Annotated in this window: 18 protein-coding genes and 3 tRNA genes; 3 read left to right on the top strand and 18 right to left on the bottom strand. The window is 63.0% G+C overall.

Annotated features, from left to right (window positions below; translation table 11 throughout):
* Window positions 1-181 precede the first annotated feature (181 nt).
* From EEB15_RS16235 to EEB15_RS16215, 5 genes are read right to left on the bottom strand one after another with little or no spacing between them, the layout of a single operon-like run.
* Entirely contained in the window at window positions 182-913 is a 732-nt protein-coding gene (locus tag EEB15_RS16235) for a hypothetical protein (protein ID WP_141510919.1), read from the bottom strand.
* Window positions 914-939: 26 nt separating this feature from the next.
* Window positions 940-2,121 (bottom strand): SAVED domain-containing protein, encoded by a 1,182-nt coding sequence (locus tag EEB15_RS16230; RefSeq protein ID WP_141510918.1) that lies wholly within the window; start codon window positions 2,119-2,121, stop codon window positions 940-942.
* Window positions 2,096-2,602 (bottom strand): Mov34/MPN/PAD-1 family protein, encoded by a 507-nt coding sequence (locus tag EEB15_RS16225; protein ID WP_141510917.1) that lies wholly within the window; start codon window positions 2,600-2,602, stop codon window positions 2,096-2,098. Before EEB15_RS16225 ends, EEB15_RS16230 begins: the two co-directional genes overlap by 26 nt.
* Window positions 2,599-4,332 (bottom strand): ThiF family adenylyltransferase, encoded by a 1,734-nt coding sequence (locus EEB15_RS16220; protein WP_141510916.1) that lies wholly within the window; start codon window positions 4,330-4,332, stop codon window positions 2,599-2,601. Before EEB15_RS16220 ends, EEB15_RS16225 begins: the two co-directional genes overlap by 4 nt.
* The gene (locus EEB15_RS16215; protein WP_199236554.1) at window positions 4,329-5,414 is read right to left on the bottom strand and encodes a nucleotidyltransferase; all 1,086 of its coding nucleotides are present in this window, start codon (window positions 5,412-5,414) and stop codon (window positions 4,329-4,331) included. Before EEB15_RS16215 ends, EEB15_RS16220 begins: the two co-directional genes overlap by 4 nt.
* Before the next feature lie 174 nt (window positions 5,415-5,588).
* On the opposite strand from EEB15_RS16215, the gene EEB15_RS16210 reads away from it, so the two are divergent.
* Both EEB15_RS16210 and EEB15_RS16205 read left to right on the top strand, forming a co-directional pair.
* Entirely contained in the window at window positions 5,589-6,656 is a 1,068-nt protein-coding gene (locus EEB15_RS16210; RefSeq protein ID WP_141510915.1) for an XRE family transcriptional regulator, read from the top strand.
* A 9-nt stretch (window positions 6,657-6,665) separates the two neighbouring features.
* Window positions 6,666-7,151 (top strand): hypothetical protein, encoded by a 486-nt coding sequence (locus EEB15_RS16205; protein ID WP_141510914.1) that lies wholly within the window; start codon window positions 6,666-6,668, stop codon window positions 7,149-7,151.
* 1,171 nt (window positions 7,152-8,322) lie between these two features.
* Here EEB15_RS16205 and EEB15_RS16200 read toward each other — a convergent pair.
* The 4 genes from EEB15_RS16200 to gltX all read right to left on the bottom strand — a co-directional run bounded on the left by EEB15_RS16200 (window position 8,323) and on the right by gltX (window position 10,151).
* Window positions 8,323-8,399, bottom strand: a tRNA-Asp gene (locus tag EEB15_RS16200).
* A 91-nt stretch (window positions 8,400-8,490) separates the two neighbouring features.
* A tRNA-Glu gene (locus EEB15_RS16195) sits at window positions 8,491-8,566 on the bottom strand.
* A 32-nt stretch (window positions 8,567-8,598) separates the two neighbouring features.
* Window positions 8,599-8,674 (bottom strand) — tRNA-Ala (locus EEB15_RS16190).
* Window positions 8,675-8,744: 70 nt separating this feature from the next.
* Window positions 8,745-10,151: a glutamate--tRNA ligase gene (gltX, locus tag EEB15_RS16185; RefSeq protein ID WP_141510913.1), complete on the bottom strand. Its 1,407-nt coding sequence runs from the start codon at window positions 10,149-10,151 to the stop codon at window positions 8,745-8,747.
* Window positions 10,152-10,226: 75 nt separating this feature from the next.
* On the opposite strand from gltX, the gene EEB15_RS16180 reads away from it, so the two are divergent.
* Entirely contained in the window at window positions 10,227-10,508 is a 282-nt protein-coding gene (locus EEB15_RS16180; protein ID WP_141510912.1) for an AbrB/MazE/SpoVT family DNA-binding domain-containing protein, read from the top strand.
* A 4-nt stretch (window positions 10,509-10,512) separates the two neighbouring features.
* On the opposite strand, the gene EEB15_RS16175 is transcribed toward EEB15_RS16180, so the two are convergent.
* From EEB15_RS16175 to EEB15_RS16135, 9 genes are all read right to left on the bottom strand, one after another.
* Complete coding sequence (locus EEB15_RS16175) at window positions 10,513-11,724, bottom strand: O-succinylhomoserine sulfhydrylase (protein ID WP_141510911.1); 1,212 nt, start codon at window positions 11,722-11,724, stop codon at window positions 10,513-10,515.
* 2 nt (window positions 11,725-11,726) lie between these two features.
* Window positions 11,727-13,235, bottom strand: a complete 1,509-nt coding sequence (gene purF / locus EEB15_RS16170; RefSeq protein WP_141510910.1) for an amidophosphoribosyltransferase — start codon at window positions 13,233-13,235, stop codon at window positions 11,727-11,729.
* A 29-nt stretch (window positions 13,236-13,264) separates the two neighbouring features.
* The gene (locus tag EEB15_RS16165) at window positions 13,265-13,753 is read right to left on the bottom strand and encodes a CvpA family protein (RefSeq protein WP_141510909.1); all 489 of its coding nucleotides are present in this window, start codon (window positions 13,751-13,753) and stop codon (window positions 13,265-13,267) included.
* 13 nt (window positions 13,754-13,766) lie between these two features.
* Window positions 13,767-14,489 (bottom strand): SPOR domain-containing protein, encoded by a 723-nt coding sequence (locus EEB15_RS16160; RefSeq protein WP_141510908.1) that lies wholly within the window; start codon window positions 14,487-14,489, stop codon window positions 13,767-13,769.
* Between the two features lie 26 nt (window positions 14,490-14,515).
* A complete protein-coding gene (gene folC, locus EEB15_RS16155; protein ID WP_141510907.1) occupies window positions 14,516-15,799 on the bottom strand; it encodes a bifunctional tetrahydrofolate synthase/dihydrofolate synthase in 1,284 nt (427 codons plus the stop codon).
* A 48-nt stretch (window positions 15,800-15,847) separates the two neighbouring features.
* A complete protein-coding gene (locus EEB15_RS16150; protein WP_141511078.1) occupies window positions 15,848-16,690 on the bottom strand; it encodes a carbohydrate ABC transporter permease in 843 nt (280 codons plus the stop codon).
* A 32-nt stretch (window positions 16,691-16,722) separates the two neighbouring features.
* Window positions 16,723-17,622 (bottom strand): carbohydrate ABC transporter permease, encoded by a 900-nt coding sequence (locus tag EEB15_RS16145; RefSeq protein WP_141511077.1) that lies wholly within the window; start codon window positions 17,620-17,622, stop codon window positions 16,723-16,725.
* A 74-nt stretch (window positions 17,623-17,696) separates the two neighbouring features.
* Window positions 17,697-19,025, bottom strand: a complete 1,329-nt coding sequence (locus tag EEB15_RS16140) for an ABC transporter substrate-binding protein (RefSeq protein WP_141510906.1) — start codon at window positions 19,023-19,025, stop codon at window positions 17,697-17,699.
* Window positions 19,026-19,064: 39 nt separating this feature from the next.
* A complete protein-coding gene (locus EEB15_RS16135) occupies window positions 19,065-20,138 on the bottom strand; it encodes an ABC transporter ATP-binding protein (RefSeq protein ID WP_141510905.1) in 1,074 nt (357 codons plus the stop codon).
* Window positions 20,139-20,277 lie beyond the last annotated feature (139 nt).

Below are 20,277 nucleotides of genomic sequence, written 5' to 3'. Positions count from 1 at the left end.
ACGAAACAGAACGGCCGCTTGGGGTCGGGGCTGTGTGAAAACTCGGCGCGAGGGTTGACGGCTCGCAAGTCGACCTCTAGATCACTCCATAAGCGCCGATCGGCCTTCAGGTAAGGGGGCGGCGACCCTCGAAATCGTCGTGATTCGGAGTTTTCACACAGCCTCGGTCGAAAGCAGCCATTCAGCGGGAGGTCGCAGGCAAGACCGACTCTGCGGGTTGTTGCCAGAACTTTGCGCTGAAGTTGTTCAAACCTCCCGTATGCGTGTCCGCTTTGACCCGAAAGGTCTTCGGGATCAATGCACCGTCGCCACCGTCTTGCAAGTAGTCCCGGACGGACCAAAGCGCATGCCGCTTCAGCTGTTCCCATTCGGCGTCCAGTCGATCCTGGCGATCCCTTGCTTGTTGGGAGGCGCTGCGCTTGCGCGCGGGCTGTATGTGGAGCAGGTTGAAGTGCGGGTCGAACCGGTGAAGAAACTCAATGCTCGCGTACACCCATTCGCTTTCCGCGTCGGGGCGCCAGCGATAGTGCACTGCCACCGATAGTTGATCGGTGCACTTGAAAGGCGGCCGGATGTGATCCTCAATGTAGAAGCGTTCGGCCTGTTTCGCTTCGATTTCAACCCGGGTTTTCATCTCTTCTACGGCAAACAGCAAGTCTGAACCTGCGCGAAGCGCGTCGGTCCGAGTAGTCTCGAGCTTTCTCGCTGACTTGGACTGACGGTAGTCGAGCAGTGCCCTTTCGAACCTTCGGAGGTTCGAGCCGAAATAGAGCCCACAACTATGAAGCCGATATGGCGCCAATGCGCTTGCGTGCCCGTCACCTACACACTGGTCGATGTGACGACTGAAGGTGGGGGAGTCGATGGCCCAGAGAGCCGCTTGCTCGCTAGGAAGAATGTTGATTTCGCTCATCTCGACCTCATGGATGTTCCGGGGGGTCACTTCACGCGCAGGGCTGGCTTCCAGTTTGGTGCTTGCCACTCCCAGACATGAATCTCTTCGAATGTCTTTGGCAATAGCATCCGGCCGATCTCGACGCTCGCTGCAAGCGGCGTGGCAGGGTGGAGGTGAACAACGCGGGCCCCCGCACTGGTCACCCGTTGCAAGAAGGCGTTGAAGCTGCTGCGGAATGCCTGCAGATGCGACTCCTTCCGGATGATGCCGCGATCAGGCGTTGCTGCCTGAAATTCGATGACGGGTCGGCCTTCAGGATGCACCGTCTTGCCCGAGACACTCACAACGATCGATATCTCGCGCGGAAGTGAGTAGGGCACGTCATAGGTAAACGTGGGCTCGGTGCACACGTCTCGTGTGTCCCAGAGCCACCCGTCATTCGGCAGGTCCAGCACATTGGCGCGCGTCTTGTCGCCGATCAGTGCGCCCAGCTTGACGAGCATCGGGATGGGGGCGAACCCTGCAATGGTTAGATGTGCGTCGCCCGCGCCCTCGACAAGAATCGGCTCGATGCGCCGAGTGTAGTGGTCGCAAAGCGCCTTTTCCGCACGCAACCAGAATTCTGGGTCGTTGTCCTGAAAGTCGAAGTCGCTGCGATTGATGTGAACGTGGGAGCCTTGCGCCGGAAACAGCCTGTACTGGCTATTCTCGAGCATGGCGAAGTGGATCTGCTCGACATCGATGTTGGGTACATGCGCGCCGATCGGAAACGTCATCAGGATCGGAACACTCTCCGCAACACCGGTCGCGGAGTAGATGCGTTGGATGCGAGCTTCGTGTTCACGCTTCATCGCCTGCAGCTGCGGCGTCGTAAACCGGTTGTTCTTGCCGTGGCGATCGATTCGCGCATGACAGTCGTAGCAGGCAAGCATCAAGTTGCGCACGTCCTTGGCAAGGCGCTCCGATTCGCCTTTCACTCCTCGCGCGCCACCGGGACTGTCGGCAATGATGTGCGCGTGCTGGCCGGTGAAAGCGCGCTCCTTGGTAAGGAAGTCGCGGTCGACGGGCTTGCAGCAGCCGCGGAACTCGCAGCGACCCGCGGCTGCCACCCACAGGTCGCGGCGAACATCGACCGGAATGCGAGAGCGCTCCTCCGTGCGAACTTCCTTGATCGTGGGGGAGTTGGTGGATGAGGGTGTCTTAGTCGAGGCTGTCGTCTTGTTCATGGTCTTTGTTCGTCTGCAACTTCAGTTCGCGAAACATGCCGCGGCGGCTCAAGGTCCAGATGCGGATGTTCTGTGTGCCCATGATCGGGAAAAACAGCCGGTCTCCTTCGAACGTATCCCGAGATACGGCCTGAATCCAGTCGCTGCGGTCGACGCTGCTGGGCGTGGGGTCGGCCTCCGGGTGGGTGTGCCACAGCCCGAGGTAGGCCGACGTGCTTCTTTGGTCGATCCAGCGCTGGCGGGCGATATGCTCGTGCTTTGCCGAGCGGAAAAAGCTGTAGCGGCTGCGGCGGTCGCTGTCTTGGGGTGTCGTGACGTCGTCGACGACGATGTCATGCGAGTCCAGCAAGTGCCGGCCTAAAAGGACGCCACCCGCTTCACGGTCCCACCACCGGTGCTGCGCGAACCCTTGCATTTTCTGCACGGCGTGTTCGACGAGGATCAGGCGTCGGCGCTCGGTGACTCGGTAGACGAGATTCAAGCCGGCTCCCGCGGCGTACGGCAGTACTTGCACGCGCGGCCGAAGGCGCGGCTGGAGGCTTCCTTCCAGGACGTACTGCCCGCGCCCGAAAACCAAGGCGTCGTGCCGAGGCCTTGATCGGCTGCGGCGCGCCCTTCGCCGACCCAGAACCGATAACTTGGCTCACGCACTCCGTCGGCCTCAGTGCCTGCGGAGATCGCAGACAGTATGTGCTCGGCCGCGAGGAGGCCGGTTCGCCGTGCCTGCAAGGCGCCGAAGGGCACGAACGCGCCGGCGCAGCCCGTGAGGTTGCGGGTCACTGGTTGATTCGGTACAAGGAACGATGTGCGCGAGGCAAGTGACGGATGGCCTTCGTCGTCACGATAGAGGCAATCGAGGCATCCTTCACCTTTCGACCACATGAGGACGGAGTGGCCGCCGACGTCAACAGCCTCCAGCCAGGTGAACACGATCGGGAAGTTGTCCCGCCGGCCCTTGAGGGCGCGGGAGAAAGAACGCTCCAAGGTCGGCGCTCCGAAGGCCAGGACGATGCCGTCGTAGTGGGTCAAGTCCGCGGACGCCAGCCACTTCTGCGCCGTCGTGCAGACCGGTGTGATGGTCAAGCCGGGATAGCGCCGCTGCAGCTGGAGTTTCACCCCGAGCGGCTTGGGCAAGCCGATATACAGCGGCTCCAGCAGATGGCGGAACACGTTGTCTTCCGAGTACTCGTCGTTGTCCACGACCGTCATTTGGCCGATACCGGCGGCTGCCAGGGTGTCGATGACCACGCATCCGACGGCCCCAGCTCCGAGAACGGCCACGTGCTTGCCCAGTAGGTCGAGCGAGGCACCGCCGCGCTCACGCATGTAGGTCGGCGTATGGCGGCGCATGGTGAGCGGCGCCACGACCGCCGAGTCGTCGATCAGGCCTCGCTTCGCACGGAACGCAATCGCAACCAATGAGCGACCGCCGGCCTGACGCGGCACCGACACCAATAAAGCTACGCGCTTGGGTGAGTTCTTTGAGGACCCAACCAACTGCTCCCAAAGCGTCAGCTGCTCTGCGGACAGTCTTCGATGCACCTCGTGGACGAAAGCGGAGGTGAGCCTCTGCGGCTTGACCGGCGGCAGGTCGATGGCGTCAAAATGGACATAAAGCGCGCGGTGCGCTTCGAGCTTGTCCGACTTGACGTCCCACGGCAGTTCGGCGCCGCGATCGGCGAAGTACCACGTCTCAGGCTTTGCATCGGACTTGAAGAAGGCCTGAACCATGCGCGAGTTGCCGTCGACCTCGAAGTATGCGCGTGACCGCAGTGAGTCAGGCAAGTGGGACCAGTAGCCTTCAAGCTCGTTGAAAAACTCGAGATAACCCGTGGCGGCATCAATGGCGGAATTTTCTAGCAAGTCGAACGCCTTTATGACCGTGTGCGCGACGATGGCGGCCAGCCGCTCCGGGTCGAGCGACATGCCTTGGCCGTCGTCAATGCAAATGGTGCCGCCGTAGCTGACATGTGCCAGTGGCGACGTCGGTGCGAGGGTCCACACGTGCGGCAGCCGAAGAAGCTTCTCGTCGCAGTCGACGTTGATTGGCCACGTGCGCGTTGCGCCCGTCAATTCCACGGCCAGGCAATGAAGCGTGGACGTGCTCAACCGGCCGCAAGCAATGCCTCGACGAGCGCAAGCGGCTTGCACCTCTCTGAAGGCGGCATCGACTTTAGTGGTGTCGATCGGGTCCGCGGATGGCTGGGTCAAGCCGAGTTGCCCGTGCTGATGGCGGCCGGTGAAACGGCCTTGGCAGTTTCGGACTTCTCGGGGACCTTGAAGTCGTCGCCAAACTGTTTCTTTAGCACCTTGCAGGCGTCCTCGGGCAGCTCCTCGTCGTACGCCTCCTGCAACGCGTCTCTCAGCGCCTCGAGTTTCTCCTTGAACGTCTTCATTTGAGCCGCGGTGCGCTTGGCCATCAGATCCGTATACGGCTCCACGGGAAGCGCCACTTTCACGCGAACGTGGAACCCGTCGTCCTGGTTGTAGTCATTGCTGAACTGCTCCAGGACGGAATTGACCCACCCGAACATGGCGAGAAGGTCGACCGGCTTGCCTGATGTGCTGAAGTTCGGCGTGAACCAGTGGTACGCCGCCACCGTAAGGGCGATGCTGAGAGGCGCGCCGGAGTTTTTGAACTGCACCTGGCGCCACCGCTTGAGGTAGCGGATGCATCGACGGTATTGCGCGAGCTTTTCGGCATCATCGAACGCGCTGCAAACCTCCTTGGTCAGGCCCTTGGGGTCGGACACCTCCCAGATCTTGTGCTCCTCGTTCGAATTTTCCTTGCCCTTAGCGAGATACAGCTTGCCATCGGAGCCGGTGGTGTAGATCGCGAGATCCACGTGGTAAGCGATTTCGCCGCCGCTCATGTAGTTGACGGTCACGCAGGGCCGGCGGATCTCCACGGTGCGAAAGTTCGAGTTCACCGCGTCGCGGACTTTTTTCTTCAGCTCCACCGGACCGTACTTGTGCTGATCGCAGTCGAAGATGATGCCCACGTCGATGTCGAAGTTACCGTCCAGCGGCACTACCCCCGTGTGCATTGAGTAGCTGCCCTGGTTGAAATTGACGAACGAAGGTACGTCGTCGGGCAAGTTGTCCTTGAGCGCCTTGACGATGATGCCCCGCTTCTCGCGAAGGGTCGCTTTCTCATCGTCTTCGTCGAAACAAATGGCGCTGTGGAAGTCTTCGAACTGTCGCTGCACTGCAGGCATCTTGCTTTCCTTGTCCTTGTAAAGAAGCCAATACACGAGGCCTGCAACTAGTCCTGCGAAAGTTAGAGGATGCATGTCGCTGAAGGTCTCGACCGGTCGATAAAAAAAGGCCGAGAGCGCTGTTGACGGGCGTCATTCGGGTCGCTTTGGAGTGTCACCCCCCTTGGGCCTCACGCTGAGCTTGACGGCGACGAGTTTACAAAAGATAATTCAAACGGTCAATATGTAAACCACTTCCCGGAGAGCTCCATGATCGGTGAACGCCTCAAAAGGGCTCGGGAGGCGGCTGGCCTATCGCTACGTGACCTCGAAGCGGCGATTGGTGAGCTCGTGTCCCCCCAAGCAATCGGCAAGTACGAGCGCGATGAAATGATGCCGAGTTCAACGGTACTGCTCGAGCTCGCGCGTGCCTTGAAGGTCTCGCCCGAGTACCTTCTAAGTTCACGCCATATCGAGCTCGCTGGCATCGACTTCCGTAAGGCGCCGCAAGCCTCCGTGAAGGAGGAACGTGCAGTGGAGTCCGTAGTCCTTGACCAGGTCGAGCGCTATCTGAGCCTTGAAGAGCTATTGCCTGGGACGGATGTGGCTTGGAGCGGCGTCGACCACAAAGATCTTGAGGTAGATGCGATCGCGAGCGCCGAACGGGCTGCCGACCGGCTGCGGGAGCTATGGTCGCTTGGGCTGGATCCCATCCCCAACATGGCGGAGCTCTTGGAAGACAAAGGCGTCAAAGTGATCGCGATCGAACTTCCCGAGAAGGTGAGTGGCTCGAAAGCGCACGTCGTCAGACCGAACCATGGCGATGTACCCGTCATTGTGGTCAACGCATCTCACAATGGCGAGCGGCAACGTTTTACTTTGGCACACGAACTCGCGCACTTAGTTTTGCGCTTCCCAGGCCTGAGCGAGGCGGAGGAGGAGAAGGCCGCGGACCGCTTCGCCGGTGCCTTCCTCATGGCGGCAGACATGATGCGGCGGCTCCTCGGGCCGCATCGCACGACGATCTCACTCGGAGAGTTGGTGGAACTCAAACGCGTCTTCAAGGTGAGCGTCTCGGCCTTGGTGATGCGTTGCTCCCAGCTCGGCGTCTTGACGAAGGCTGCCGCTGGCAGGCTCTGGGCACAGATCAGCAAGCGGGGCTGGAACGGGCCGAAGTCGACGGAGCCACTCGGGTTCCCCGCTGAAGCTCCGCAACGCATGGAACGGCTGTGCTTGCGAGCCGTGGCGGAAGGTGCGATCTCAGAGGCGAAAGGTGCTGAACTTCTTCGCATCAACGTCCGAAGACTGGACCAGATGCTGATGGGCCAAGCAGCTTGAGCGTGCCACGTGCTGCTGGTTTCGGACACCTCCATTCTCATTGACCTCGAGAGGGGCGGATTGCTTGCCACGGCGTTCGCGGCAGGAATGCCGATGGTCGTGCCGGACATCCTCTACCAAAGGGAGATCGCCGAGTACAACGGTCCGTACCTTCGAGAGTTGGGCCTGCAAGTTGTCGAGCTCACGCCGGCCGAAGTGCAATTGGCCCAAGAGGTCAATCAAGCGCGGCCCACGCTGTCGCTGACCGATTGTTTTGCTCTTAGCTGCGCCACGCGCGCCGGCCACATTCTGGTTACGGGCGACAGGGCGCTTCGCACCGAAGCCACCTCGCGTCAGGTCGAAGTCGTCGGTCTACTGTGGCTTCTGGACCGCCTTGCCGAGGTTGGCGTGGATTTGCCCACGTTGCGAGCGGGCTTGGATCAGATCGCGAATCACCCGCGGTGCAGGGTGCCGTCGGGCGAAGTACGGGCGCGATTGGCGGCTTGGGATTCCTAAAGAACTCTGGCGAGGGTCGTCAACCAGCAGCAGACGTTGATCTGTTGATGCTCGAATATAAGTGACCCACCGTGCTCAATTCAAAGTGACCCGCGGTCACTGCCATGCGACGACGCCTTGATCCTGGTTGGGCAGCTTTCACACAGGCACCCTCGTGCCTATCGTGCTTTCAGCGTGCTCGCCGCGAGAGGTGCGGCATCATGCTCGTGGCCGGTCCGACCAAGTGCCCGGTGCCGCTGGCAGGACTTCAAAACACCCACTCATTTCGTCGAGGCAGCGACGAAAAGGTTGCGCCACGTCGAGTGTCCAATGATCCGCTCGCGCTCCGGTGCGGTCTTGTTTCGCTTTTGCCGATGTTGGACCAATGAGGCGCAAGCGGCTCGCGGTTCTCAGCGCCGCTCATTTTGGCACCTTGCGCGGCCTGCCCCGTCGACGCGCTTTACTCGCCGGCGCGACTTCGACTTCCTCGACGACGACTGGCGCAGCGAAGAATTCGCCGCTGGCCCAAGACTCCAATTGTCTCTTGCGGATCGTAATTTTGACCCCTATCCGCACAACCGGCGGAAACCCGGGCGGGGGCTGATGAATCCACCGGCGTACGCTGTCAAGGGGCTGCCCCAAGAATCCAGCGACGTACCGAAGGTCCACAAGCGCACCCGCTTGCTCAATGCTCATCTCCATAACATTCACCTTGAACCGTTAGTTGCGCACCACCCCAATCTGGGATGAACCAACGGCGAATCGCCTGCGCAGCACTGTGCATCGGAGTGCACAGTGCCGGCATCGGGCGAAATGTCTGCCGCAAGACGTGGGCGATTCGGCGCTGTTGCGCTCGAGCCCTAGGTTGGACAGGCGCTGCGCCTGCCGGAGCAAGGAGCGTTTGAGTGCGCCCTTTGCATCGTTGATGTCGGCCAAGTGCCGGCCGAGATGAAGCACCTGGCTTCAACAGATCAAAGAATATCGATGCTGTCGGCGCCTGACAAACGATGCAGGTCATTTTCCGTTCGCGGGGACACCACGGGGACAGTAAGGCACAACAAGCCAACTCAAGCCGAGTCAACGCGACACAGACGGGGACAAAACGGGGACAGTGCGGGGCCAAAAATGACTAAAGCCCGACTGTTTAGGTCGGGCTTTAGTGCTTCTAAGTTATTGATTTACTTAGATATTCTGGCGGAGTGGACGGGACTCGAACCCGCGACCCCCGGCGTGACAGGCCGGTATTCTAACCAACTGAACTACCACTCCTGGTAGGCTGCTTTCGCCCTTACGGGCCAAGTGCTGCCGGCTTGTTGCCTTGGCGCGCCCGGCGAGTCATTTCTGACTTGCCAGGGCAATTTGGCGACCCTACGGGGATTCGAACCCCGGTACTTACCGTGAAAGGGTAATGTCCTAGGCCTCTAGACGATAGGGTCAAAACCGTGATCTTCTCTGATCTTTACTTCGGTGGTGGAGGTAAACGGGATCGAACCGATGACCTCTTGCATGCCATGCAAGCGCTCTCCCAGCTGAGCTATACCCCCATTATTGGCAGGCCCCGTCCTTACGAGTCCCCGTCAATTTCCGAGCCTTGAATTATAGCCCGAAATTTTCTCAAGCCGCCTTCAACCGTTCAACCACCGTGTCGCGATCGCACAAAGCCAGCACCGCGTCGAGCGAAGGCGTCTGCGCCGTGCCCATCACCAGCACCCGCACCGGCATGGCCAGCTGCGGCATTTTCATGCCGGTGGCGCGCAGCACTTCCTTGATCGCCTCGGTGATGGCGCCCTTCTCCCAGGGGCAGCCTTCCAGCATGCGCGCCAGCATGCTCACTGCGGGGCGGACGCCCTCGACCACGTGCTTGGCCACTTCGTCTGGGTTGGGCACCACCGGGGTGTAGAACTTGGCGGCCCATTCGGCCAGGGCGACCGTCGTGTCGCAACGGTCCTTGAACAAGGCGCAGATGGCGGGCAGGCGGTCATCGGCCGCGACGCCGCGCTTTCGCATCTGCTGCGCAACGAGTTGCGCCAACGGTTCGTCGGCCATCGCCTTCAGGTGCTGGGCGTTGACCCAGCGCAGCTTGGCTTCGTCGTACTGCGCCGCGCTCTTGCCCAGGTGATCCAGGTTGAACCACTCGATGAACTGCTGCCGGCTGAAGATCTCGGCGTCGCCGTGCGACCAGCCCAGGCGCGCGAGGTAGTTGACGACCGCCTCGGGCAGGAAGCCTTCGTCGCGAAACTGCGTGACGGGCTTGGCGCCGCTGCGTTTGCTCATCTTGCCGACGTGCTTCTCGCCTTTTTCGTCCACGGTCTCGGTCAGCACCGTCGGCAGGTGCGCATACACCGGCGGCTCCTTGCCCAGTGCGCGGAAGATGTTGATCTGCCGCGGCGTGTTGTTCACGTGGTCGTCGCCGCGGATCACGTGCGTGATCGTCATGTCGATGTCGTCGACCACCACGCAGAAGTTGTACGTGGGCGTGCCATCGGGCCGCGCGATCACCAAGTCGTCCAGCTCGTCGTTGCTGATCTCGATGCGGCCCTTGACCTTGTCTTCCCACACCACCGATCCGCCGATGGGGTTCTTGAAGCGCAGCACCGGCTGCACGCCCTGGGGCACCACGGGCAAGGTCTTGCCCGGTTCGGGGCGCCAAGTGCCGTCGTAGCGCGGTTTTTCCTTCGCGGCCATCTGGCGTTCGCGCAACGCGTCGAGTTCGGCCATGCTCATGTAGCAGGGATAAACGAGGCCGGCGGCCTTCATCTCCGCCAGCACTTCCTTGTAGCGCTCCATGCGCTGCATCTGATAGAACGGCCCTTCGTCGTGGCCCAGCCCCAGCCAGGCCATGCCTTCGATGATCACGTCCACCGCCTCCTGCGACGAGCGTTCGACGTCGGTGTCTTCGATGCGCAGGATGAACTTGCCGCCGGTGGCGCGGGCGAACGCCCAGGGATACAGGGCCGAGCGGATGTTGCCCAGGTGGATGAAGCCCGTGGGGGACGGGGCGAAGCGGGTGCGGGTTGTCATGGGCGTCATTCTAGTTAGGGCGTGCTGTGGGCACTCTGCACTACACTCGAGTCGCTACCTGGGAGGAGGCTCCGCATGACCATCATGATCGTTTCCAACAAGGGCCAAGTGGTCATCCCGGCTTCCATTCGGAAGGCCCTGGGAATCAAGGTCGGATCCGAACTCGATGTCGAGTTGGATGGGTCGTTGATCCGCATCAGCCTGCGCCGCAGCGTGGCCAGAACCAGCATTGAATCCGGTTACGGCATGCTGCGCGCCGAGTCAGCGGCAAAACGCCGACGCCTTCACAGCTTCGATGCAGCACAGGCCACGCGCCGTGCCCCCACCCCTGCCCTCCCCCGGAGGGGGAGGGAGTAAGAATCTAAAGAGTATCCAGGCCGCGCGAAAGATCGGCCTTCAAGTCATCGAGATGTTCCAGCCCCACCGCCACGCGGATGAGGTTCTGGCGAATGCCGGCGGCCGTGCGCTGCTGCTCGGTCAGACGGCCGTGCGAGGTGCTGGCCGGGTGGGTGATGATGGTCTTCACGTCGCCGAGGTTGGCGGTGACGGACATGAGCTGCGTCGCGTCGACGACATGGAAGGCGTTCTTCCGCGCCGTGTCGGCGTCGCCGGCCTTCACGTCGAACGAGACGACGGCGCCGCCACGGCCCGACTGCTGCGCCATCGCCAGTTCATGCTGCCCGTGGCTCTTGAGGCCGGGGTAGTAGACGCGCCCGACTTTCGGGTGGGCTTCCAGCCACTGCGCCAGTTCCAGCGCGCGCTGCGACTGCGCTTCCATGCGAATGCCCAGCGTCTCCATGCCCTTGAGCACGACCCACGCGTTGAAAGGCGACAGGCTCATGCCGGCGCTGCGCATCACGGGGATGAACTTGTCCTTGATCAGCTTCTCCGGGCCGACCAGCGCACCCGCGATGACGCGGCCTTGCCCGTCCAGGTACTTGGTGCCGGAGTGGATGACGATGTCGGCGCCGAACTTCGCAGGCTGCTGCAACGCCGGCGAGCAAAAGCAATTGTCGACGGCGAGCAGCGCACCCGCGTTGTGCGCCACGTCGGCCAGCGCGCGGATGTCGCACACATCCGTCAGCGGATTCGTCGGTGTTTCGGCGAACAGCAGCTTGGTGTTGGGTTTGATCGCTGCCTTCCACTCGGCCACGTCGGTCTGCGAGACAAACGAACTCTCCACGCCGAACTTGCCGAATTCCGTGCCGATCAACTTGATGGTGGAACCGAACACCGACTGCGAACACACGACGTGGTCGCCGGCCTTCAACAGCCCCATGCACAACAGCAGGATGGCACTCATGCCGCTGGACGTGGCGATGGCGTCTTCCATGCCTTCCAGCGCGGCGAGGCGCTTTTCCATGCTGGCGACGGTGGGGTTTGTGAAGCGCGAGTAGATGTAGCCCTCTTCCTCGCCGGCGAAGCGGCGCGCGGCCGTTTCGCTGTCGGGCTGGGTGAAGCTGGACGTGAGGTACAGCGCCTCGGAGTTCTCGCTGTACTGGCTCTTGTCCACGGCCGCACGCACCGCGAGGGTGTCGCGGTGCAGGCCGGGCGGGAGTCTCTCCTCTGCCACTGTCACGCGTCCTGGGCGTTGGGCAGCGCGAGCCGCGAGGTGTCGTCTTCCTGCGGGTCTTGTTGGCCAACGCGCGCTTCGTTGATGCGCTCGATGTCGCCGGCGTTGATGTCGCCCGTGACGTAGACGCCATCGAAGCAGGACGCGTCGAAGCCGTCGAGCTTGGGGTTGAGCGAGCCAATGGCGCGCTTCATGCCGTCCACATCCTGGTAGATCAGCGCGTCGCAGCCGATGATCTCGCGAATCTCATCGATGGTGCGGCCGTGGGCCACCAACTCGCTGGAGGTGGGCATGTCGATGCCGTAGACATTGGGATAACGCACCGGCGGTGCCGCGCTGGCCAGGTAGACCTTCTTGGCGCCGGCGTCGCGCGCCATCTGCACGATCTCGCGGCTGGTGGTGCCACGCACAATGGAGTCGTCGACCAACATCACGTTGCGGCCCTTGAATTCGCTGGCGATCACGTTGAGCTTCTGGCGCACGGACTTCTTGCGCACGCCCTGCCCCGGCATGATGAAGGTGCGGCCGACGTAGCGGTTCTTGACGAAGCCTTCGCGGTACGGAATGCCCAGCAGGTGCGCCAATTGTGTGGCGCTGGGTCGGCTGGACTCGGGGATCGGGATGATCACGTCGATCTCGTTGGGCGGCACCGTGGAGACGACGCGCTTGGCCAGCGCCTCGCCCAGGTTCAGGCGCGCCTGGTAGACCGAGATGCCGTCCAGCACGGAGTCGGGCCGCGCCAGGTAGACGTATTCGAAAATGCAGGGGTTGAGCTTGGGCGAATCCGCGCATTGCTGCGAGTGGACCTTGCCTTGCAGGTCGACGAACACCGCCTCGCCCGGCGCCACGTGGCGCTCGAACACATGGCCCGTGCCTTCCAGCGCAACCGTTTCGCTGGCCAGCATCACCGCGCCGTCGCTGCTGCGGCCCATCGACAGTGGACGGATACCGAACGGGTCGCGGAACGCCAGCACGCCATGGCCGGCAATCATCGCGATGACAGCGTAGGAGCCGCGCACGCGGCGGTGCACGTTCTTGACGGCGGTGAAAACGTCTTCCGGCTGCAGCGGGACGCCGCGGGTGGATTTTTCCAGTTCGTGCGCGAACACATTCAGCAGGACTTCCGAATCGCTCTCGGTGTTGATGTGGCGATGGTCGGTGGTGAACAGTTCCGCCTTCAGCGCTTGCGCGTTGGTGAGGTTGCCGTTGTGCACCAGCACGATGCCGAAAGGCGCGTTGACGTAGAAGGGCTGTGCCTCTTCTTCGCTGTACGCATTGCCCGCGGTCGGGTAGCGCACCTGGCCCAGGCCGGCGCTGCCCGGCAAGGCGCGCATGTTGCGTGTGCGGAACACGTCGCGCACCATGCCCTTGGCCTTGTGCATGAAGAACTTGCGCTCTTGCTGCGTGACGATGCCGGCCGCGTCCTGGCCGCGGTGCTGCAGGAGCAGCAGCGCGTCGTAGATCAGCTGGTTGACTGGCGCGCCACTGACGACGCCGACGATTCCACACATGTTGATGCTCGCTTTTCGTACTGCTCTTGCTAACCCGGCAGGTAGTGCCCAAAACGCTCGGGCAACACCGGCTTCAAACTCTTGAGCGCGACCACGGCCATGACCGCGCCCTGCGACTCCTTCCACCATTCGCCGCTCTTGAGCGGTGTCATGTGGACCACCACGGCCAGTGCCATCAGCAGCACGGCCCCGCGGAGCAAACCGAACACCGCGCCCAGTAGGCGGTCGACCGGCCGCAGGCCCACGGCCTCGACCAGCTTCTTGGTCACCCAGGCCAGCAGCGCCCCCGCGAACACCACCGCGATGAACACCAGCACGAACCCCGCGGCATAGCGGATCGGTTCGGCCGAGCCCTTCATCGGCAGCCAGGCCGCCGCATCCGGCGCCAGCCACTGCGCGACGATGAAGGCCGCGATCCAGCTCATCACCGACAACACCTCGTATACGAGCCCGCGCCACGCACCCAGCAGCAGCGACAGCGCCAACACGCCGGCAAAAATCCAATCCAGTGCGGCCATCCGGGAGCGACTCTTACAAGGTGAGGATGTTGGCCGGTAAATCCAGCCCCTTGATCTTGTCCGCCGCCTTGTCCGCCTCTGCCTTGCTTCCGAAAGGCCCCACCCGCACGCGGATGCGCTTGCCTTCCTTGGTCTCGGCCACGTTGGTATAGGTCTTGAGGCCGGCTTTTTCCACCTTCAGGCGCGTTTCGCGGGCCTTGGTGGCATCGGCGAAGGCGCCGACCTGGACGACAAAACGCCCTTCGGCTGCGGCGGCCGCGGCTTCCTTGCCTTCGAGCAGGGCCTTGGCCTTGGCGCCGTCATCGGATTTGGCCGCCACCTTGGCGTCGGGTTTCGGCTCCGGCTTCGGCTCGGGCTTGGCCTCTGCCTTGGGTTCCGGCTTGGCGGACGCCGCTTCGGCCACCTTTTCAGGCGGCGGCGCCGGCGTTTCCTTCGCGGGCGCGGATGCCACTGTCACCGGGCCGGACACAGCAGGCGCTTGCGCGGCGGCGGGCTGAGCGGGCGCGGCCAAAGGCTTGACCTTGTTGCGGTCCGGAATCTCGATGGGGATGTCGACCGCGATCGGCCGGGGCTGGGTGTCGAACAGCAGCGGGAAGCCGATCACGCCCAACAGCACCAGCACGCCGGCGCCGATGAGGCGGTGCCTGGCGCGCTTGCGCATCGCCTCGATACTTTCGGGCTGGGAGCGGGTGGCTGCCGGCTCGTCGCCACCTTTGCGCATTTTGAAAAAGGCCATGAAACCTGTCGCTGTGGGGGCTGGGCCTACAGATGTTTGGCCTGGAGTCGGGGCACGCCGTGCTCCAGAACGCCCCCCACCGTGTAGAACGATCCGAAGACGACGATTCTATCAGCGGGGTCCGCCGCGGCGACCGCGGCGTTGAACGCTTCCATGGGCGCGGAGTGGGTGCTCGCAGCCACGTCGCTCCGCTTTTCCTGCGCCTGCCACTGGGTTTGGAGGTTGGCGGCCGTTTCGGCGCGGGGCGTTGGCAGGTCCGTGAAGTACCAGCGATCGACCAGGGGCCCCATCTTCTTGAGCATGGGCGCCAGATCCTTGTCGGCCATCGCGCCGAACACGGCGTGCGTGGTGGGAAAGAAACCCATGGCGTCGAGATTCGCCGCCAGCGCCGCGACGGAATGCGGGTTATGCGCCACATCCAGCACCAGCGCCGGCTGGCCGGGCACGATCTGGAAGCGGCCCGGCAATTCCACCAGGGCCAGCCCGTTGCGGACCGCCTGCGCCGTGACCGGCAGCTTGTCGCGCAGCGACTCCAGCGCAGCCAGCACGCCCGAAGCGTTGATCAACTGGTTGGCGCCGCGCAATGCCGGATAGGCCAGCCCGGCGTATCGCCTGCCGCGCCCGGCCCAACCCCACTGCTGCTTGTCTCCGGAGAAATTGAAGTCGCGGCCCAGCGTCCACAGGTCCGCACCGATCTCCAAGGCGCGGTCGATCACACTTTGCGGCGGCACCGGGTCGCCGACGATGGCGGGTTTGCCGGTGCGCATGATGCCGGCCTTTTCGCGGCCGATGCTCTCGCGGTCCGGCCCCAGGTAGTCCATGTGGTCCAGGTCGATGCTGGTGATGATCGCGCAGTCGGTGTCGATGATGTTGACCATGTCGAGGCGACCGCCCAGGCCCACTTCGAGGATGGCAACATCGAGCTTCGACGCGGCCAGCAGGCTCATGATCGCGAGCGACGTGAACTCGAAGTAGCTGAGCGATATGTCGCCCCGCGCCTCCTCCACCCGCGCGAAATGCGGCACCAGCTCCTGCGCCTTCACCGTTTCGCCATGGATGCGGCAGCGCTCCTCGAAGTGCACCAGGTGCGGCGAAGTGAAGACGCCGCTGCGCCAGCCCGCCTGCTGCACGATGGCTTCCAGCATCGCGCAGGTCGAGCCCTTGCCGTTGGTGCCGGCCACGGTGATCACGGGGCATTCGAAGCGCAAGCCCATGCGATCGGCCACGGCGCGCGAGCGCTCCAGGCCGAGTTCGATGGTCTTGGGGTGCAGCCGTTCGCAGTGCGCCAGCCAGTCTTGCAGGGTTTCCATGCGGGTATTGTCCCAAATGGGAGCAACCCGCCCGGAGCGCAGCCCGCGCTACTCTTTCACCGACCCCGTCATGCCCGAGACGTAGTACTCGACGAAGAACGAATAGACGAAAGCCACCGGCAGCGAGCCGAGCAGCGCGCCCGCCATCAGCGGCCCCCAGTGGTAGACATCGCCTTCCACCAGCTCGGTGACCACGCCCACGGGCACTGTCTTGTTCTCGCTGGACGAGACGAAGGTCAGCGCGTAGATGAATTCATTCCAGCTGAGCGTGAATGCGAAGATGCCCGCGGAGATCAGGCCCGGCACCGCCAGCGGCAGCACGATCTTCACCAGGATCTGCCAGCGCGTGGCCCCATCGATCAGCGCGCACTCTTCCAGCTCGTAGGGAATCGACCGGAAGTACCCCATGAGCAGCCACGTCGAGAACGGAATCAGGAAGGTCGGGTACGTGAGGATCAGCGCCATCCGGCTGTCGAAGAGCCCCAGCTTCACCACGATCGCGGCCAGTGGGATGAACAGGATGGATGGCGGCACGAGGTACGCCAGGAAGATCGCCCCGCCCGCCGGCTTCGCGCCCTGGAAGCGCAGCCGTTCGATGGCATAGGCCGCCAGGATCGAGGCCACCAGTGAGATCACGGTCGACACCACCGACACGATCACGGTGTTCCACAGCCAGGCCGGGTACTCGGTCTTGAACAGCAGCTTCTCGAAGTGCGCGAACGTCGGGCCGATGATCCAGAACGGGTTGCCGCTGCGAGACAGCAACTCACTGTCGGGCTTGAACGAGGTGATCGCCATCCAGTAGAACGGGAACAGCAGCACGATCACGAACAGCACGATCGGGATGTAAAGCGTCACCCAGCGGCGCGGCATGGACTGCAGGAAGTCCATGCCCTGCGATGCGTCGTTGTTCTTGCTTTCCTTCACTTGTCGCCTCCCTGCTGCCAGGCACGGCGCTGGAGGCCGAAATAGCTGAACATGACGGCCGCCAGCAGGAACGGCACCATCAAGGTGGCGATCGCGGCGCCCTCGGCCAGCGCTCCGCCGGATATCGCGCGCTGGAAGGCCAGCGTTGCCATCAAGTGGGTGGCGTTGAGCGGCCCGCCGCGGGTCAGCACATAGATCAGCTGGAAGTCGGTGAAGGTGAACAGCACCGAGAACGTCATCACGACGGCGATGATCGGCGTCAGCAACGGAAGCGTGATGTGCCGGAACTGCTGCCAAGGCGTTGCGCCATCGATGGCCGAAGCCTCGTAATACGAAGGCGAAATGGTCTGCAGCCCGGCCAGCAGCGAGATGGCAACGAAGGGGATGCCGCGCCAGACATTCGCGATGATGGTGGAGATGCGCGCGTTCCAGGGCTCACCCAGGAAATCGATGTACTTGTCGATGAGCCCCATCTTCATCAGCGCCCAGCTGATGATGGAAAACTGCGCATCGAAGATCCACCAGAACGCGATCGCCGACAGCGCTGTCGGCACGATCCAGGGCAGCAGGACCACCGCCCGGAAGAAGCTCTGGAACGGCAGCCGCTTGTTGAGCAGAAGTGCAAGGTACAGGCCCAGGCCGAATTTTGCGATGCTGGCCACCACGGTGTAGAACAGCGTGTTGAACAGCGCGAGCTGGGTGACGCTGTCTGTCACCAGGAACTTGAAGTTCTCCAGGCCGATCCATTCGCCCGGGCGCCCGATCTTCGCGTCTGTGAAGCCGAGCCAGGTGCCCAGGGCCAGTGGATAGGTCAGGAACAGCAGCAGCAGCACGGACGCCGGCAACATGAACGCCCAACCCAGGGCGTTCTTGTTGTTCTGGAACCTCTCCAGCATCGACGGCTGCCTGGGCGCGCGTGCCTGCGGCGCACCAACGCGCGTGGTTTCTTGCACCGCAGGTTGCGCCATGCTCAGACCTTGTAGTAACGCTCAGCGCGCTTCTGTGCGCGTTCGGCGGCTTCCTTGGGCGTCTTGGAGCCGCTGGCCGCCTCGGCCACCATGTTGCAGACGATGAAGTCGGCCCCGGCACCAGCCGACGCGTAGCCCAGCTTGCCCGCATAGCCCGACGGGCGCATGTTCTTGACGGCGTCGCGGTAGGGGGTGTGCTTGGGATCGGAGGTCCAGATCGCGCTCTTGGCATATTCGGCCAGCGGCGGCGCAATGTAGCCTCCGGCGCCCGTCAGCCACGGATCGAACTGCTCTTTTTCCATCATGAAGCGCAGGAACTCCTTGGCCGCCTGAGGATACTTCGTGTACTTCATGACCATCTGGTTGAAGAACAGATGCGACTCGGTCGGCACACCCACCGGGCCTACCGGATACGACGCGTGCTGCACATCCTCGCGCAATGCCTGGACCTTCGGGTCGGCGGATGTCTTGGTCGCGTAATAGATCGAGATGCCATTGTTGGTGACACTGACCTGCCCGTCCAGAAAGGCCTTGTTGTTGTTCGGGTCCAGCCACGACAGCGTGCCGGGAATGAAGGTGGCGTACAGCTCCTTCGCGTACTCGAGCGCCTTGATAGTTTCGGCACTGTCGATGATCACCTTGTTGTTCTTGTCGACCAGCTGGCCGCCGTGCGACCAGATCAGCCAATTGGTCCACAGACCGTCGCCGGTGGCATTGCCCAGCGCGAAGCCGCCGGGTGTGCCCTTGGCGTGCAGTGCCTTGAGCATGTTCAGGAAACCGGCGGTGTCCTTGGGGAAGGTGTCGAAACCGGCAGCCTTCAGCTGGCTTTGCCGATAGACCATCATCGCGCCGGCAGCCCCCAGGCCGATGCCGATCCAGCGCTTGCCGTCGGGCCGCAGGTAAGCCTCGTTCGCCGGGTACCAGCCGCCGTATTTCTTGCCCAGGTAGTCGGCCAGGTCGGTCACGTCCAGCAACTTCTCGGGATACAGGTTCGCATCGTCGTTGGTCGAGAGGATGATGTCCGGACCCGCGCCGGTGTTGGCGGCCACGGCAGCCTTGGGTCGAACGTCTTCCCAGCCTTCGTTGTCGATCCGCACCTCGATGCCGGTTTTCTCGGTGAATTTCTTGACATTGACCATGTAGGCGTCGATGTCGCCCTGGACGAAGCGGCTCCAGCGCAGCACGCGAAGCTTGGCGCCTTTTTCAGGCTTGAAGGCGAGCGTCTGCGCATGGATGGCCGGCGCGAAGACGGCCGCGCCGGTGCCCATGGTGGCCGCAGCCGCCACGCCGGCGGAGCCTTCAAGAAATTTGCGGCGATTGAAGTCACTCATGTCTGTCTCCTGTGTGTGTGAACGGGCGAAACAAATCAGTCAGGCCACCAGCCGTTCGCCAGTGCCTGCGTCGAAAAGGTGGGCACGCTGCAGGTCGGGCTGCAGGCGGATGAGCGTGCCGGGTGCGAAATCGTGCCGCTCGCGGAACACGGCGGAGAGATCCGCGCCCTCGTGCCGGCAGGCGACGAAGGTGTCCATGCCGGTCGGCTCCAGCACCACGACCTGCGACGGGATGCCGCCGTTGTCCGACAGCGACAGGTGCTCCGGCCGCGTGCCGTAGACGACGGGCTGGCCGTCCTGGCCGCCGGCCTGCAGCGGCGCGTCGAGCAAGGTGCCGTCCTGCAGTTCCACGCGCGCCGCGCCGCCGCTGCGCCGCAATGTGCCCGGAAGAAAGTTCATGGCGGGTGAGCCGATGAAGCCGGCGACGAACTGGTTGGCGGGCCGGTCGTAGAGTTCCAGCGGGTTGCCGGCCTGCTCGATGCGGCCGTCGCGCATGACGACGATCTTGTCGCCCATGGTCATCGCCTCGATCTGGTCGTGCGTGACGTAGATGGACGTCGTCTTCAGGCGCTGGTGCAGTTCCTTGATTTCGCTGCGCATCGCCACGCGCAGCTTGGCGTCGAGGTTGGACAGCGGCTCGTCGAACAGGAACACCTGCGGGTCACGCACAATGGCGCGCCCCATGGCAACTCGCTGCCGCTGGCCGCCCGAGAGCTGGCGCGGGTAGCGGTCGAGCAAGGGCGTCAGGCCCAGGATCTCGGCCGCGCGGCCGACCTTCGAGTCGATGGTCGCCTTGTCCGTCTTGGCCAGCGCGAGCGCAAAAGCCATGTTGTCGCGCACCGTCATGTGCGGGTACAGGGCGTAGTTCTGGAACACCATCGCGATGTCGCGCTCTTTCGGCGGCAGGTCGTTGACGCGGCGCTCGCCGATGCGGATTTCGCCGCCGCTGATCTTCTCGAGCCCCGCGATCATGCGCAGCAGCGTCGATTTGCCGCAGCCCGACGGGCCCACCAGCACCGTGAACGAGCCGTCCTGGATGTCGATGTCCACACCATGCAGGATCGGGACCTCGCCGAAGTTCTTCTTGACTGCCTGGATCGTGACACTTGCCATGCGTTGAAGTCCTCAAGAATCGCCGCGGGCGTGCGCAAGAGGGCACGATTCGGCAATCGCAGCGCGCAGTATCCGCACGTCGCCGCCGCGCCGTCACTAGGGAAACTCGCTAGTTGAAGTGGCCGAAAATTTGTATGAT

Source organism: Ramlibacter sp. WS9 (assembly GCF_003797765.1).
GTDB lineage: Bacteria > Pseudomonadota > Gammaproteobacteria > Burkholderiales > Burkholderiaceae_C > Ramlibacter.
The sequence above is the reverse complement of the archived record's forward strand: the minus strand, read 5'-3'. Positions and strand labels throughout refer to the sequence as shown.

Bases quoted from the DNA above. Each gene is read 5' to 3' on its own strand.
- EEB15_RS16235 (WP_141510919.1), bottom strand. From the start codon at position 913: ATGAGCGAAATCAACATTCTTCCTAGCGAGCAAGCGGCTCTCTGGGCC.
- EEB15_RS16230 (WP_141510918.1), bottom strand. From the start codon at position 2,121: ATGAACAAGACGACAGCCTCGACTAAGACACCCTCATCCACCAACTCC.
- EEB15_RS16215 (WP_199236554.1), bottom strand. From the start codon at position 5,414: ATGCATCCTCTAACTTTCGCAGGACTAGTTGCAGGCCTCGTGTATTGG.
- EEB15_RS16210 (WP_141510915.1), top strand. From the start codon at position 5,589: ATGATCGGTGAACGCCTCAAAAGGGCTCGGGAGGCGGCTGGCCTATCG.
- gltX (WP_141510913.1), bottom strand. From the start codon at position 10,151: ATGACAACCCGCACCCGCTTCGCCCCGTCCCCCACGGGCTTCATCCAC.
- EEB15_RS16180 (WP_141510912.1), top strand. From the start codon at position 10,227: ATGACCATCATGATCGTTTCCAACAAGGGCCAAGTGGTCATCCCGGCT.
- purF (WP_141510910.1), bottom strand. From the start codon at position 13,235: ATGTGTGGAATCGTCGGCGTCGTCAGTGGCGCGCCAGTCAACCAGCTG.
- EEB15_RS16165 (WP_141510909.1), bottom strand. From the start codon at position 13,753: ATGGCCGCACTGGATTGGATTTTTGCCGGCGTGTTGGCGCTGTCGCTG.
- EEB15_RS16160 (WP_141510908.1), bottom strand. From the start codon at position 14,489: ATGGCCTTTTTCAAAATGCGCAAAGGTGGCGACGAGCCGGCAGCCACC.
- folC (WP_141510907.1), bottom strand. From the start codon at position 15,799: ATGGAAACCCTGCAAGACTGGCTGGCGCACTGCGAACGGCTGCACCCC.
- EEB15_RS16150 (WP_141511078.1), bottom strand. From the start codon at position 16,690: ATGGACTTCCTGCAGTCCATGCCGCGCCGCTGGGTGACGCTTTACATC.
- EEB15_RS16145 (WP_141511077.1), bottom strand. From the start codon at position 17,622: ATGCTGGAGAGGTTCCAGAACAACAAGAACGCCCTGGGTTGGGCGTTC.
- EEB15_RS16140 (WP_141510906.1), bottom strand. From the start codon at position 19,025: ATGAGTGACTTCAATCGCCGCAAATTTCTTGAAGGCTCCGCCGGCGTG.
- EEB15_RS16135 (WP_141510905.1), bottom strand. From the start codon at position 20,138: ATGGCAAGTGTCACGATCCAGGCAGTCAAGAAGAACTTCGGCGAGGTC.